The following is a 13,212-nucleotide window of genomic DNA, read 5'->3' on the forward strand; positions in this document are numbered from 1 at the left end:
CCTGCCAAAACTACTCGCCCATATCCTGCGAACTGAGCGATCGGATAATGAGCTGACGTCTGTCGATTTTTTCACCTCGGGGGTCAAGCCCGACCTCGCCACCCGTGGCCGGGTATCCAAGGAGGCGCAGGATACTTATCTACGTGCTCTGATAGAAAAGAGTGTTCAGGTACACCACGGTCGCCATCAGCTCGAATCCGGGCTTGAACCTCGATTCGTCGATAAGAAGACTCGCCCTTCAAGGTTCGATCAGGTTCCCATCTGGAAAATCGAGGAAAAGGAAACGGATGTTCATATTGCGATAAGCATGTACCGGCTTGCAGCCAAGCAGGCCTCGTTATCGGCCGACGAGCGAGTGGAGCAGATAGTGTTGGTGTCCGCCGATACGGATATGACCCCGGCACTCAGGGCGCTGCGTGAGGATTACCCGGCGTTACGGATTGGCGTGATCCTGCCGCATCGCGAAGATATCAAGCGTAATGCACCTGGCTCATTGAAGAATCATTCGAACTGGATGCGCCATACCGTGACAACCGAGGAGCTGGCTGCATGCCAACTGCCTACCCGGAAGAAACCAGCCATGAAGCCTGACTACTGGTAGATCTTTCACCCAAAAAAGAAAACCCCGGAGGGCCCAGGCCGTCCGGGGTCGCTGGGTGCCACCGCTTACAGCTTGGCGATCGACACCTCGGTGGATTTCACGAAGGCGATCACTTCGCTGCCGATCTCCAGCTCCAGTTCCTTGACCGAACGGGTGGTGATCACCGAGGTGACGATGCCGGAAGCGGTCTGGACGTCGATTTCCGACAGCACGTCGCCGGTGACGATTTCCTTGACGGTGCCCTTGAACTGGTTGCGCACGTTGATGGCTTTGATGGTCATGGCGTTGATTCCTGTCTTTGATTGAGTAGGCAAGGCTTGGTTACAGCGCCCAGCGCAGTTGCGTGGGCAAGGGTGAAACAGGTTCCGGCTCGGGTGGCACGCCAGGCAGCGACAGCACCCGGTTCAACACTTCGGTCTCCAGCGCCGCCAGGCGATGGGAGCCCCGCACCCGCGGGCGCGGCAGTTCGACGTGCAGGTCGAGGCCGACCTGGCCGTCTTCGATCAGGATCACCCGATCGGCGATGGCCACGGCTTCGCTGACGTCGTGGGTCACCAGCAGCACGGTAAAACCATGCTGCTGCCAAAGGCGCTCGATCAGTTGCTGCATCTCGATCCGGGTCAGGGCGTCCAACGCCCCCAGCGGTTCGTCGAGCAGCAGCAGCCGTGGTTGGTGAATCAGGGCGCGGGCCAGGGCCACGCGCTGCTTCTGGCCGCCGGACAGGCCCGCGGGCCACTCATTGGCGCGGTCGGCCAGGCCAACGGCTTCCAGGGCTTGCAGGGCCTGTGGGCGCCAGTCGCCCTTGAGGCCGAGACCGACGTTGTCGATGACCTTCTTCCACGGCAGCAGTCGCGCTTCCTGGAACATCAGGCGGGTGTCTTCGCGGGCGTCGCTCAGCGGTGCGGAGCCCGCCAGCAGATCACCACCGGTGGGTTTGTCGAGACCGGCCAGCAGGCGCAGCAGGGTGCTCTTGCCGCAGCCACTGCGGCCGACCACGGCGACGAATTGCCCGGCCGGGATGTGCAGGTCGATCTCGCGCAGCACCTGGCGCTCGCCGAAGGTTTTCTGCAGTTTGCGCGCCGCCAGCGGAATGCCTTGCAGCAGGCGTGGGGGTTGTTGGGCCGTCATGCCGCACCGCCTTTGCTCTGGTAGGCCGGGTGCCAGCGCAGCCAGACGCGTTCCAGGCCCCGGGCCGCCAGGTCGGCGAGCTTGCCGAGCACCGCGTAGAGCACGATGGCCAGGACCACCACGTCGGTTTGCAGGAACTCCCGGGCGTTCATTGCCAGGTAACCGATACCGGAGCTGGCCGAGATGGTTTCGGCGACGATCAGCGTCAACCACATGAAGCCAAGGGCGAAGCGCACGCCGACCAGGATCGACGGCAGCGCGCCCGGCAGGATGACCTGGCGGAACAGGCTGAAGCCGGACAGGCCATAGCTGCGCGACATCTCCACCAGCGCCGGGTCGACATTGCGGATGCCGTGGTAGGTGTTGAGGTAGATCGGGAACAGGGTGCCAAGGGCGACCAGGAAGATCTTCGCCGACTCGTCGATGCCGAACCACAGGATGACCAGCGGGATCAGCGCCAGGTGCGGCACGTTGCGGATCATCTGCACCGAACTGTCGAGCAGGCGTTCGCCCCATTTCGACAGGCCGGTGATGAAGCCCAGGGCCAGGCCGATGCTGCCGCCGATGAGGAAGCCGAGGCCGGCGCGCCAGCCGCTGATGGCCAGGTGGGTCCAGATGTCGCCGCTCTGCACCAGGGCGACGCCGGCTTCGACCACGGCGCTCGGCGCGGGCAGGATGCGGGTCGACAGCCAGCCGGCCGAGACCGACAACTGCCACGCCGCCAGCAGCAGGATCGGTAGCGCCCAGGGCGCCAGCCGATGGGTGATTCGGGTAAGGGTGGTCATGGCGCGGCCTCAGCTCTGGGACACGGCTTTGGGCAGGATGTCATTGGCGACCATCTCACCGAAGGGGCTGACGTAGCCGGCACTTTGCGGCCGCTGCGGACGCTCGATGTCCAGATGCGGGAACAGCAGTTCGGCGACCCGGTAGGACTCTTCCAGGTGTGGGTAACCGGAGAAGATGAACGTGTCGATGCCCAGGTCCGCGTATTCCTTGACCCGTGCCGCGACGGTCGGACCATCGCCCACCAGTGCGGTGCCAGCACCGCCACGCACCAGGCCGACGCCGGCCCACAGGTTGGGGCTGACTTCCAGCTTGTCGCGGTTGCCGCCGTGCAGCGCGGCCATGCGCTGCTGGCCGACCGAGTCGAAGCGCGCCAGGGATTTCTGTGCGCGGGCGATGGTGTCGTCGTCCAGGTGCGAGATGAGTTTTTCCGCCGCCTTCCAGGCCTCGGCATTGGTTTCGCGGACGATCACGTGCAGGCGGATGCCGAAGCGTACGGTGCGACCCTGCTTGGCGGCCTTGGCCCGCACCTGCTCGATCTTCTCGGCGACGGCGGCCGGCGGCTCGCCCCAGGTCAGGACCATGTCGACCTGTTCGGCGGCGAGGTCCTGGGCGGCTTCCGACGAGCCGCCGAAGTACAGCGGCGGACGCGGTTGCTGCAGCGGCGGGTAGAGCAGCTTGGCGCCCTTCACGCTGATGTGCTGGCCGTCGTAGTCGACGGTTTCGCCTTCCAGTACCCGGCGCCAGATGCGGGTGAACTCCACCGAGGCCTGGTAGCGCTCTTCGTGGTCGAGGAACAGGCCGTCGCCGGCCAGTTCGTCCGGGTCGCCACCGGTCACCAGGTTGAACAGCGCGCGGCCGCCGGAGAGCCGGTCGAGGGTCGCGGCCTGGCGCGCCGCCACGGTCGGGGAAATGATTCCGGGACGCAGGGCGACGAGGAATTTCAGGCGCTGGGTCACCGGGATCAGCGAGGCGGCCACCAGCCAGGAGTCTTCGCAGGAACGTCCGGTGGGGATCAGCACGCCGCCGAAACCGAGGCGATCGGCGGCCTGCGCCACCTGCTGCAGATAACCGTGGTCGACGGCGCGAGCGCCTTCGGCGGTGCCAAGGTAATGACCGTCGCCGTGGGTAGGCAGGAACCAGAAGAGGTTGAGGCTCATGGAGTTGTCTCCTAAGGAAGGCGTTCGGGTCAAGGTGCGGTGGCGACGGCGGCTGGTGGTGTCCAGATCACGTCCTTGATGCTCAGCGGCTTGGGAATCAGCTTGAGCTGGTAGAAGCTGTCGGCGATTTTCTGCTGCGCGGCGACCACCTCGGGGGTGAGGAACTGCGCACCGTAGCCTTGGCGTTTCACCGAGGTCAGGGTGATGTCGGCGGGCAGGCCGAGCAGCGGGGCGACCTGGGCGGTGACTTCCTCGGGATTGGCCTTGGACCAGTCGCCGACGGCACGGACTTCCTCGACCAGCGCCTTGATCACCTCAGGGTGCTGCTCGGCGTATGGCTTGGTCGCCAGGTAGAACTGGTTGTTGTCCACCAGGCCCTTGCCGTCGCGCAGGGTGCGCGCCTTGAGCTGCTGCTCGGCGGCGGCCTGGTAGGGGTCCCAGATCACCCAGGCATCGACGCTGCCACGCTCGAAGGCGGCGCGGGCGTCGGCGGGCGGCAGGTAGACGGTCTGGATGTCGCTGTACTTGAGGCCGGCGTCCTCCAGGGCGCGGACCAGCAGGTAGTGCACGTTGGAGCCCTTGTTGAGGGCGACCTTCTTGCCCTTGAGTTCCTTCACCGACTGGATCGTCGAGTCCTTGGGCACCAGGATCGCCTCGCTGGTCGGTGCAGGCGGTTCGGAGGCGACGTAGAGCAGGTTGGCGCCGGCTGCCTGGGCGAACACGGGCGGGGTCTCGCCGGTCACGCCGAAATCGATCGAGCCGACGTTCAATCCTTCGAGCAGTTGCGGGCCACCGGGGAATTCGGTCCATTGCACCCGCACGCCCTGGGCGGCGAGGCGTTTTTCCAGGCTGCCCTTGGCCTTGAGCAGGACCAGGGTGCCGTACTTCTGGTAGCCGATTCGCAGGGACTCGGCCTGGGCTTGGGTAATGGCGCCGAAGGTGACAGCCGCAGCAAACAGAGCGACCAGACCACGACGCAAAATGACAGTGCGCATGGCGCTCTCCTTTTTGCAGTTAGGGTTTTGGCTGCACCTGCTTGCCCGTTGGCGGGCGAGTAAGGCCAGTACATCGACAGCGGGTAAGGCGGGCTAGATGCTCCAGCGAGCACTCAGCAGACGATCGTTGAGCAGGGCCGGGTCCAGTGGCTTGGGCCGGCGCGCCAGGGCGCTGTGGAACTGTTCCAGGGCTTCAGCCAGCCGCTGTTCCAGCGCCGGGGCCAACTGCGCCTGGGCACTGCCTTCGCCGTAGGCGATCTGGCTGTCCTCGGCGAAGATGCCGTGAAGCATTTCCTGGGCCTTGAGCGCGGCGAGCACCGGCTTGAGCGCGTAGTCCACGGCGAGCATATGGGCGATGCTGCCGCCGGTAGCCATCGGTAGTACCACCTTGTGGCTCAGGGCGCGCTCGGGCAGCAGGTCGAGCAGGGTCTTCAGGGCGCCGGAAAACGAGGCCTTGTACACCGGCGTGGCAATCACCAGGCCGTCGGCCTGCTCGATGTGCTGCAGCAGGTCGACCACCTGCGGGCTGCCGAAGCGTGCATGCAGCAGGTCTTCGGCATTGAAGTCACGGACCTGGTAGCTCACCACTTCGATACCGTGCTGGTTGAGCCAGCGTTTGGCATGGTCCAGCAGTACCCCGGAGCGTGATCGCTGGCTGGGGCTTCCTCCGAGTGTCACGACCAGCATGAAGGTCTTTCCTCAAACATAGGACGGCGATTCGCGGGTTGCGATGTCGCTTGGTTTGGACAGACCTTACCAGTCATTTTATATATCCATAAATCTTATTTGTTCATTTGTTTATTCTTAAATTGAATATAAGGTCGGTTTTGTTCCAGGCAAAAAAATAGGCCGTCGAAACGGCCTGAAAACCCCTGCTTTGTGAATGCCTGGAAACTGAAATCCCTCGCTGGAGGCGGCGTCCTCTGTAGGAGCGTGGCTTGCCCGCGATCGGCTGCGAAGCAGTCGTAAAATCACCTCGCATGGTGTTTCTGGCGAAACGCGTTCTCAGGGCCTGAGAGTGCTTCGCACTCGATCACGGGCAAGCCACGCTCCTACAGGCGAGGGGCACTGGCTGCCCGCCGCAAGGGCCTCAGCGATTGGGCTGCGGCGTCAGGCGCAGGTACGGTTTCACCGCGCGGTAGCCCTTGGGAAAGCGGCGCTTGATCTCTTCCTCGTCCTTGAGCGACGGCACGATCACCACTTCGTCGCCGTCCTGCCAGTTGGCCGGAGTGGCGACCTTGTGGTTGTCGGTCAGTTGCAGCGAGTCGATCACCCGCAGGATCTCGTGGAAGTTGCGGCCGGTGCTCGCCGGGTAGGTGATGGTTAGCCGGATCTTCTTGTTCGGGTCGATCACGAACAGCGAACGCACGGTAAGGGTATCGCTGGCATTGGGGTGGATCAGGTCGTACAGGTCGGACACCTTGCGATCGGCGTCGGCCAGGATCGGGAAGTTGACGACGGTGTGCTGGGTTTCGTTGATGTCCTCGATCCACTTGTGGTGCGAGTCCACCGGGTCCACCGACAGGGCAATGGCCTTGACGCCGCGCTGGGCGAATTCGTCCTTGAGCTTGGCGGTGAAGCCAAGCTCCGTGGTGCACACCGGGGTGAAGTCCGCGGGGTGGGAAAACAGCACGCCCCAGCTGTCGCCGAGCCACTCGTGGAAACGAATCTTGCCGGCACTGGAATCCTGTTCGAAGTCGGGGGCGATGTCGCCCAGTCTGAGGCTCATGTGCTGCTCCTTGGGTGAAGGTGGATGAGCCCTAATGTGCCTGTAGTCTGGATTATTTAAAAAGAATAAATATCGATTTATTTAGAATATAAAGAAATATTAAAAACATCTTCATTGGACGTCCAGGGCGACCGGGCGCACTCTTGTCCACAGCTTGTGAGAGGGCTAAGGGGATGTAACTCAGTGGAGTGCCGAACGCCGTGATGTCGAGGTTTGGCGGGAGGCCGAAGCTGAAGGTAGTGCTGTATGCAAGACGTGAAGCACTCGGCCCGGCGTTGCGCCGGGCCGAGTGTGGATCTTTCTTCTAGACGGTCACGCGCTTCTTACAGCAGCGGGATCGAGTAGCTGACGATCAGGCGGTTTTCGTCCTGGTTGCGCTGACCTGGAATGTCGTTACGCCACATGGCGTTTTTCCAGGCGAAACCGAGGTTCTTGAAGGTGCCTTCCGGTACCACGTAAGCAACGCTGATATCGCGTTCCCACTCGGTGCCACCGGTACCGACCGTGGTCACTTGAGCTGTACCCACTCGGCCGACGGTGTCGATATTGTTGCCGCGCAGGTAGATGATCCCGGCGGTCAGGCCAGGTACACCGACCTTGGCGAAGTCATAGGCGTAACGAGCCTGCCAGGTACGCTCGCCGGCGCGGGCGAATTTCTGGATTTGTACGTCGGTGGTGATGCTGGCCGACGAACCGTCACCCTGGTTCAGCCAAGGGAAGTCGCTGTCGCCCTTGCTGTACTGGTAGCCGGCGCCGAAGGTGTGACCTTCGATCGAGTACAAGGCCAAGTAGCTGTACAGGTCGTTGTCGACCTTGCCACGGGTACGGGTGCTGACAGATTTGTCATCGTAGTAGCCGGTGGTGAAGTAAGCGTTGGTATCGCTGTTCGCACCGTCATCGCGGCTGCGGTAGTAGCGCAGGTCGCTCTTGAGTACGCCTGGGCCAATTGCCCAGTTGTGTACCAGACCCAGGAAGTTCTGCGAGTAGAAGTCCTTCAACTCACCGTAGTAGTAAGACGCGGTCAGGTCCTTGGTGAGCTTGTAGTCAGCGCCACCGTAGTAGAACTTGTTGCTGCGACGGCCGCTCGAGGTAGGGCTGTTGGCACCGGCGATGGACAAGCCTTCGTCGTTGCTGGAGTTACGGCCTTTTGCAGCGTTGATCAGACCACCGGTCAGTGTCAGATCCTTGATCTCGTTCGACTTCAGCTCGCCACCGGTGAAGGTTTGTGGCAGCAGACGACCGTCGTTGGCCTTGATGACCGGGTTGTTTGGTTGCAGGGTACCGATTTTCAGTTCGGTCTGGGAAACCTTGACCTTACCGGTCAGGCCCAGGCTGGCGAAGTCAGGTACGGCACGGCTGTTCGAGCCGTTGACGGACTCGGTTGGGAACATGGTGCTACCGTAGGACGTGGTAGTAGCACCGTTGGTGCCACGACCTGAATCCAGGCGCACACCGTACAGACCAATGGCATCGATACCGAATTGAACGGTACCTTGGGTATAGCCGGAGATAAAGCGCAGGTCGAAGCCTTGGCCCCATTCCTCGACCTTGCTCTGCGCGCCGGCAGCTTTGGTAGCGCCATCGCGGTTATCGGTATTGATGTAGAAGTTGCGCAGACCCAGAGTGGCCTTGCTGTCTTCGATGAAACCTGCGGCGCCTGCCTGCTGCGCCAGAACCCCCACGGCCACAGCCAGGGCCAGAGTGGACTTCTTCATTGGTCTTGCTCCTCTCATTTCTAATTTTTGTATTTCTGATTGGCTCGGGATCTACGCCCCTCTGGCGCCACAGATTGCGCGATTAGCGCCGGATCGTGACTGGTAAGTCAATCGTACAAACCCTGTCTACGACTTTGGTCTAACCGCTGTTGTTTGGTCCGTGCAGAGTAATGACTTTGTCATAAACCCAAAAAGAATCATTTCGTCCTTTTTCAGACGATTCAGGAATATGATGCTTCATCAAGCACCTCGCCAGAGGGTGTTATCGACCATGTGGCTCATTCCTGAAAAGTATTTTTCTGCCTCTTTTTAGAACCCTTCGACTTGTGGAGCAGTCTCCGTACGTCATGGGCGATCAAAAAGGCGACGCAATCATGGCGAAACGCTGCCACTCTCGTCAATTTATTACAGCATTTGTCCGCAGCAAGATTGCCATGTGGTTGTCACATTCCGACGTTCGGTCCGGAGCGTGACCCATGGGACGAACTTTCAACCGTAGATCAGGAAATACCGTCTGGCCAATCCGATGAAGCGGATCGGGTGACGAGAGTCCCGGTTTCCGGGGGCAGGCAGGTCTGTTTCCTCTCATAAGCTAATGCAAATAAGTTATTTATTTTAATATTCTTAGATCATTTAGTCTTCTCGACATGCCGAGTCCCGGTCACCCGTTGAGGAGCTTTTCCGATGAAACCGCATTCCCCGCTCCGCCTGCTGGCGGCACTGTCCCTGGCCGGGGCCAGCCTGTTCGCGCAGGCCTCCGATCTCACCGTGGCCTACCAGACCACCGTCGATCCGGCCAAGGTCGCCCAGGCCGACGGCACTTATGAAAAGGTCAGCCAGGCCAAGATCGACTGGCGCAAGTTCGACAATGGCGCGGACGTCATCTCGGCCATCGCTTCGGGCGACGTGCAGATCGGTTACCTCGGTTCCAGCCCGCTGACGGCGGCCATCACCCGCAAGGTGCCGGTGGAAACCTTCCTGATCGCCACCCAGATCGGCGCCGCCGAAGCCCTGGTTGCCCGCGACGGCTCCGGGATCAATTCACCGCAGGACCTGGTCGGCAAGAAAGTTGCCGTGCCGTTCGTTTCCACCGGCCACTACAGCCTGCTGGCCGCGTTGAAACACTGGAACATCGACCCGGCGAAGGTGCAGGTGCTCAACCTGGCGCCGCCAGCCATCATCTCCGCCTGGAAGCGCGGCGATATCGACGCCACCTACGTCTGGGACCCGGCCTTGGGCGTGGCCAAGGAAAACGGCAAGGTGCTGATCACCTCCGGCGAACTGGCGAAATTCGGTGCGCCGACCTTCGATGCCTGGATCGTGCGCAAGGACTTTGCCGAGAAGCACCCGGAAATCGTCAAGGCGTTTGCCAAAGTGACGCTTGATGCCTACGCGCAATACCGAAAAGACCCACAGGCCTGGCTGGCCGACAAAGGCAACGTCGACAAACTGGTCAAGCTCTCCGGCGCCAAGGCCAGTGATATCCCGCTGCTGCTGCAGGGCAACGTCTACCCGCTGGCGGCCGACCAGGTCACCGTCCTCGGCAAGCCAACCGCCCAGGCGATCACCGATACCGCGGCGTTCCTGAAGGAGCAGGGCAAGGTCGAGGCGGTCCTGCCGGACTATGCCCCTTACGTCAGCGCCAAGTTCATCACCAACTGACCCCGCGAGCCTGCTTGCCCAGGCCCCGGACTGAGGAGCCCATCGCCATGGCCTTGTTACAACTGGAGCGCATCAGCGCACAGTATCCCGGTGCGGCCGAGCCGGTGTTGTCGGATATTTCCCTCAGCCTGGGGCCCCAGCAATTGCTGGTGGCCCTCGGGCCGTCGGGCAGCGGCAAGACGTCGCTGCTGAACCTGATCGCCGGGTTCGTCGAACCCAGCGCCGGGCGCATCACCCTCGACGGCGCACCGGTCAAGGGGCCGGGTGCCGAGCGTGGCGTGGTGTTCCAGGACGATGCCCTGTTGCCCTGGCAGGATGTGCTGGCCAACGTCGGCTTCGGTCTGGAACTGGCCGGTGTGCCGCGCGAGCGGCGCGAGGCCCGTGCCCGGGAAATGCTTGCGCTGGTCGACCTGGCGAACTTCGATTCGCGACGTATCTGGCAACTGTCCGGTGGCCAGAGGCAGCGTGTTGGTCTGGCCCGTGCGCTGGCGGCAGACCCTCGGGTGCTATTGATGGATGAGCCGTTCGGTGCCCTCGATGCCTTCACCCGCGAACAGATGCAGGAGCTGTTGCTGCAGGTCTGGAAGCGCACCGCCAAGCCGGTGTTCCTGATTACCCACGACATTGAAGAAGCGGTATTCCTTGCCACCGACCTGATTCTGCTGGCGCCCGGCCCGGGGCGGGTGGTGGAACACCTGAAGCTGGATTTCGGCCAGCGCTACAGCGCCGGTGAGTCGGCCCGCTCGATCAAATCCGATCCCCGTTTCATCGAAACCCGCGAGCACGTGCTGGCCCGTGTGTTCTCCCAACGCAGCGCCGCTTCGCGGCAGGAGTTCGTATGAGCAGCTATGAATTGCCGGCGGCCAGCGCCACCCCATCGAGCGCGCCGGCTGTGCGCCGCAGCCTGGGCACCCGCTGGATCAGCGTCCTGACTCTGCTGGGTCTGATCGCGTTGTGGTGGGCCGTCACCGCGTTTGGCGTGATCGAACCGCTGTTCCTGCCACCGCCTTCGGCAGTCCTGGAAAAAGGCTGGCTGCTGGCGACCAAAGGCTACATGGACGCGACCCTGTGGCAGCACCTCGCCGCCAGTCTCGGGCGAATCGGCCTGGCGCTGGGCATCGCGGTGCTGACCGCCATCCCGGTGGGCATCGCCATCGGCCACAACCGGATTGCGCGGGGCATCCTCGACCCGCTGATCGAGTTCTACCGGCCGATTCCGCCGTTGGCCTACCTGCCTTTGATCGTGATCTGGTGCGGTATCGGCGAGCTGTCGAAAGTGCTGCTGATCTACCTGGCGATCTTCGCCCCGATCGCCATTGCGACCGCCACCGGCGTGCGCACCGTCGACCCGGCCAAGCTGCGCGCGGCACTGTCGCTGGGCGCGACCCGGGCACAGTTGATCCGTCATGTGATCCTGCCCAGCGCCTTGCCGGACATCCTCACGGGCGTGCGCATCGGGCTGGGGGTCGGCTGGTCGACCCTGGTCGCCGCCGAGCTGATAGCGGCCACCAGCGGCCTGGGTTTCATGGTCCAGTCGGCGGCACAGTTCCTGGTGACCGATGTGGTGGTGCTGGGGATCCTGGTCATCGCCCTGATCGCCTTCGCCATGGAAATGGGCCTGCGCGCCCTGCAACGCAAGCTGGTGCCGTGGCACGGCCAGGCTCACTGACAGACTGATCCAGCCGAGCGCTCGGCACGTATTTGAAGAGAACCGACCATGAGCCTGACCATTACTCCCCTGAGCGCGGCCCTGGGCGCGCAGATCGACGGCATTGCCCTGAGCGGACCGCTGAATATCGAGCAGCGAGATGCCATCGAGCAGGCGCTGCTCAAGTATCAGGTGCTGTTCTTCCGCAATCAGCCGCTGAACCCGCGGCAACAGGCGGCGTTCGCGGCGAATTTTGGCGACCTGCATATCCACCCGATCTACCCGAACGTGCCGGAACAGCCGCAGGTGCTGGTCCTCGATACGGCGGTTACCGACGTGCGCGACAACGCGATCTGGCACACCGACGTGACCTTCCTGCCGACCCCGGCCCTCGGTGCGGTGCTGGCGGCCAAGCAACTGCCGGCCTTTGGCGGCGACACCCTGTGGGCCAGCGGGATCGCGGCGTTCGAGGCGTTGTCCGCACCGTTGCAGCGGCTGCTGGATGGGCTGACGGCGACGCACAACTTCATCAAGTCGTTTCCTGTCGAGCGTTTCGGCAGCACGCCCGAAGACCTGGCGCGCTGGGAGGAAACCCGCAGGAGCAACCCACCGCTGTCTCATCCGGTGATTCGCACGCACCCGGTGAGCGGGCGCAAGGCGCTGTTCGTCAACGAGGGTTTCACCACCCGGATCAATGAGCTGGAGGAAGCGGAGAGCGAGGCGATTCTCAAGCTGCTGTTCGCCCACGCGACGCGCCCCGAGTTCACCATTCGCTGGCGCTGGCAGGAGAACGACGTGGCCTTCTGGGACAACCGCGTGACCCAGCATTACGCGGTGGATGACTATCGGCCGAACCGGCGGGTGATGCACCGGGCGACCATCCTCGGCGACGCGCCGTTCTGAAAGAGTGCTGCATTTTCCTGTGGGAGATTCTGTGGTTCTGTACAAGACTCGAAGGCCTATTCGCTGACAAGCCAGGGTCGTACAGATTGGGTATGAAATCTGGTTTTGCGTTCGACCCGGTCACTGTGGGAGCCGGTGTTGTGCTTCAGAGCGGGGTTTCGCGCTTGGGCAGGTACGGCGGCAGGTACAGGCCCAGGTAGGCGTCGAACACCCGCATGCCTTCCTCGGCCATGCGCGGCGTGATCTGGTCGTGCAACTGCATCGACCGCGCGTAGACCCGATCTCCCAACTCCATCGCCAGCGCGAACACATCGACCTCCGTCGGCAGCGTCGGCAGTTCGAAGTGGCGGATGAACAGCTTGTGCATCAGGTCGCCCAGCTCGATGTCGTGCTGGCGGTCGGCCTGGGTCACTTCGGTCAGGCCATGCTGGGCGAGAATCAACTGCCGCGCCGCGGCGTCTTCGCTGTAGATCACCAGCATGCGCTGTTCCACCAGGCGTGACAGGTCGCGCCAACTGCCGAGGCTGGCGTGGTCGATCGGTGCCTGCAGGCAGGCGCGGAAGGCGGCGTGGACGTCGGCGGTGAGGGCTTCGAGCAGGGCCGGGACGCTGGCGAAAAAGTGGTAGACCGACGATGGCGGAATCTGCGCCCGTTCGGCCACGCTGTAGATCGACAGGTTGGCCACGCCTTCGGCGGCCAGCAGGGCGCGGGCCGCCTCGAGGATCGAGTCGATCCGCGCCTGGCTGCGTGCACGGGGTTTGCGGGCGGTGGCGGGGCGGGGCATGGGGTTCTCCGGCTGGGGCTGCGGGGGATTGTACGCGAGGACGGTTCGGCGGTGTCTTGTGGCGAGCGGGCTTGTCGGGACGCTGCACCGCCGCGTTGGGGTGC

14 protein-coding genes are annotated in these 13,212 nt (G+C 63.0%); 5 read left to right on the plus strand and 9 right to left on the minus strand.

Translation table 11 applies throughout. The features are described 5' to 3' along the window. Nucleotides 1-601 (plus strand): NYN domain-containing protein (locus K675_RS0100005; RefSeq protein WP_017901474.1); only part of this gene is annotated, 601 nt, incomplete at its 5' end. Nucleotides 602-666: 65 nt separating this feature from the next. Here K675_RS0100005 and K675_RS0100010 read toward each other — a convergent pair. The 8 genes from K675_RS0100010 to K675_RS0100045 all read right to left on the minus strand — a co-directional run bounded on the left by K675_RS0100010 (nucleotide 667) and on the right by K675_RS0100045 (nucleotide 8,111). Next, nucleotides 667-882, minus strand: coding sequence for a TOBE domain-containing protein (locus K675_RS0100010; RefSeq protein ID WP_017901475.1), 216 nt, complete (start codon nucleotides 880-882; stop codon nucleotides 667-669). A gap of 40 nt (nucleotides 883-922) precedes the next feature. Next, on the minus strand, nucleotides 923-1,729 hold the full coding sequence (ssuB, locus tag K675_RS0100015; protein WP_017901476.1) for an aliphatic sulfonates ABC transporter ATP-binding protein: 807 nt from the start codon (nucleotides 1,727-1,729) through the stop codon (nucleotides 923-925). Continuing rightward, nucleotides 1,726-2,514 (minus strand): aliphatic sulfonate ABC transporter permease SsuC, encoded by a 789-nt coding sequence (gene ssuC / locus K675_RS0100020; protein WP_017901477.1) that lies wholly within the window; start codon nucleotides 2,512-2,514, stop codon nucleotides 1,726-1,728. Before ssuC ends, ssuB begins: the two co-directional genes overlap by 4 nt. Before the next feature lie 9 nt (nucleotides 2,515-2,523). Further along, on the minus strand, nucleotides 2,524-3,672 hold the full coding sequence (gene ssuD / locus K675_RS0100025) for an FMNH2-dependent alkanesulfonate monooxygenase (RefSeq protein WP_017901478.1): 1,149 nt from the start codon (nucleotides 3,670-3,672) through the stop codon (nucleotides 2,524-2,526). 29 nt (nucleotides 3,673-3,701) lie between these two features. Then, nucleotides 3,702-4,667 (minus strand): sulfonate ABC transporter substrate-binding protein, encoded by a 966-nt coding sequence (locus K675_RS0100030; RefSeq protein ID WP_017901479.1) that lies wholly within the window; start codon nucleotides 4,665-4,667, stop codon nucleotides 3,702-3,704. 93 nt (nucleotides 4,668-4,760) lie between these two features. Continuing rightward, nucleotides 4,761-5,354: an NADPH-dependent FMN reductase gene (ssuE, locus tag K675_RS0100035; protein WP_017901480.1), complete on the minus strand. Its 594-nt coding sequence runs from the start codon at nucleotides 5,352-5,354 to the stop codon at nucleotides 4,761-4,763. A gap of 403 nt (nucleotides 5,355-5,757) precedes the next feature. Then, the gene (locus K675_RS0100040) at nucleotides 5,758-6,396 is read right to left on the minus strand and encodes a peroxiredoxin (RefSeq protein ID WP_017901481.1); all 639 of its coding nucleotides are present in this window, start codon (nucleotides 6,394-6,396) and stop codon (nucleotides 5,758-5,760) included. Nucleotides 6,397-6,719: 323 nt separating this feature from the next. Next, nucleotides 6,720-8,111 carry an OprD family porin gene (locus tag K675_RS0100045; RefSeq protein ID WP_017901482.1) on the minus strand — a complete coding sequence of 464 codons (1,392 nt, stop codon included), beginning with the start codon at nucleotides 8,109-8,111 and terminating at the stop codon, nucleotides 6,720-6,722. 684 nt (nucleotides 8,112-8,795) lie between these two features. On the opposite strand from K675_RS0100045, the gene tauA reads away from it, so the two are divergent. Genes tauA through tauD form a run of 4 tightly spaced genes read left to right on the plus strand, consistent with a single transcriptional unit; the run spans nucleotide 8,796 to nucleotide 12,324 of the window. Next, a complete protein-coding gene (tauA, locus tag K675_RS0100050) occupies nucleotides 8,796-9,773 on the plus strand; it encodes a taurine ABC transporter substrate-binding protein (protein WP_017901483.1) in 978 nt (325 codons plus the stop codon). 47 nt (nucleotides 9,774-9,820) lie between these two features. After that, the gene (gene tauB, locus K675_RS0100055) at nucleotides 9,821-10,615 is read left to right on the plus strand and encodes a taurine ABC transporter ATP-binding subunit (protein ID WP_017901484.1); all 795 of its coding nucleotides are present in this window, start codon (nucleotides 9,821-9,823) and stop codon (nucleotides 10,613-10,615) included. After that, entirely contained in the window at nucleotides 10,612-11,442 is an 831-nt protein-coding gene (gene tauC / locus K675_RS0100060) for a taurine ABC transporter permease TauC (RefSeq protein ID WP_017901485.1), read from the plus strand. Before tauB ends, tauC begins: the two co-directional genes overlap by 4 nt. Before the next feature lie 48 nt (nucleotides 11,443-11,490). After that, nucleotides 11,491-12,324, plus strand: a complete 834-nt coding sequence (tauD, locus tag K675_RS0100065; RefSeq protein WP_017901486.1) for a taurine dioxygenase — start codon at nucleotides 11,491-11,493, stop codon at nucleotides 12,322-12,324. 145 nt (nucleotides 12,325-12,469) lie between these two features. Here tauD and K675_RS0100070 read toward each other — a convergent pair whose 3' ends face one another. Next, nucleotides 12,470-13,108: a TetR/AcrR family transcriptional regulator gene (locus K675_RS0100070; RefSeq protein ID WP_017901487.1), complete on the minus strand. Its 639-nt coding sequence runs from the start codon at nucleotides 13,106-13,108 to the stop codon at nucleotides 12,470-12,472. Between the last annotated feature and the right edge of the window lie 104 nt (nucleotides 13,109-13,212).

It is taken from the genome of Pseudomonas fuscovaginae SE-1, assembly GCF_000364705.1.
In the GTDB taxonomy this organism is placed as follows: Bacteria; Pseudomonadota; Gammaproteobacteria; order Pseudomonadales; family Pseudomonadaceae; genus Aquipseudomonas; species Aquipseudomonas fuscovaginae_A.

Excerpts from the sequence above, each read along its gene's own strand:
- K675_RS0100010 (WP_017901475.1), bottom strand. The coding sequence starts at position 882 with ATGACCATCAAAGCCATCAACGTGCGCAACCAGTTCAAGGGCACCGTC.
- ssuB (WP_017901476.1), bottom strand. The coding sequence starts at position 1,729 with ATGACGGCCCAACAACCCCCACGCCTGCTGCAAGGCATTCCGCTGGCG.
- ssuC (WP_017901477.1), bottom strand. The coding sequence starts at position 2,514 with ATGACCACCCTTACCCGAATCACCCATCGGCTGGCGCCCTGGGCGCTA.
- ssuD (WP_017901478.1), bottom strand. The coding sequence starts at position 3,672 with ATGAGCCTCAACCTCTTCTGGTTCCTGCCTACCCACGGCGACGGTCAT.
- K675_RS0100030 (WP_017901479.1), bottom strand. The coding sequence starts at position 4,667 with ATGCGCACTGTCATTTTGCGTCGTGGTCTGGTCGCTCTGTTTGCTGCG.
- ssuE (WP_017901480.1), bottom strand. The coding sequence starts at position 5,354 with ATGCTGGTCGTGACACTCGGAGGAAGCCCCAGCCAGCGATCACGCTCC.
- K675_RS0100040 (WP_017901481.1), bottom strand. The coding sequence starts at position 6,396 with ATGAGCCTCAGACTGGGCGACATCGCCCCCGACTTCGAACAGGATTCC.
- K675_RS0100045 (WP_017901482.1), bottom strand. The coding sequence starts at position 8,111 with ATGAAGAAGTCCACTCTGGCCCTGGCTGTGGCCGTGGGGGTTCTGGCG.
- tauA (WP_017901483.1), top strand. The coding sequence starts at position 8,796 with ATGAAACCGCATTCCCCGCTCCGCCTGCTGGCGGCACTGTCCCTGGCC.
- tauB (WP_017901484.1), top strand. The coding sequence starts at position 9,821 with ATGGCCTTGTTACAACTGGAGCGCATCAGCGCACAGTATCCCGGTGCG.
- tauC (WP_017901485.1), top strand. The coding sequence starts at position 10,612 with ATGAGCAGCTATGAATTGCCGGCGGCCAGCGCCACCCCATCGAGCGCG.
- tauD (WP_017901486.1), top strand. The coding sequence starts at position 11,491 with ATGAGCCTGACCATTACTCCCCTGAGCGCGGCCCTGGGCGCGCAGATC.
- K675_RS0100070 (WP_017901487.1), bottom strand. The coding sequence starts at position 13,108 with ATGCCCCGCCCCGCCACCGCCCGCAAACCCCGTGCACGCAGCCAGGCG.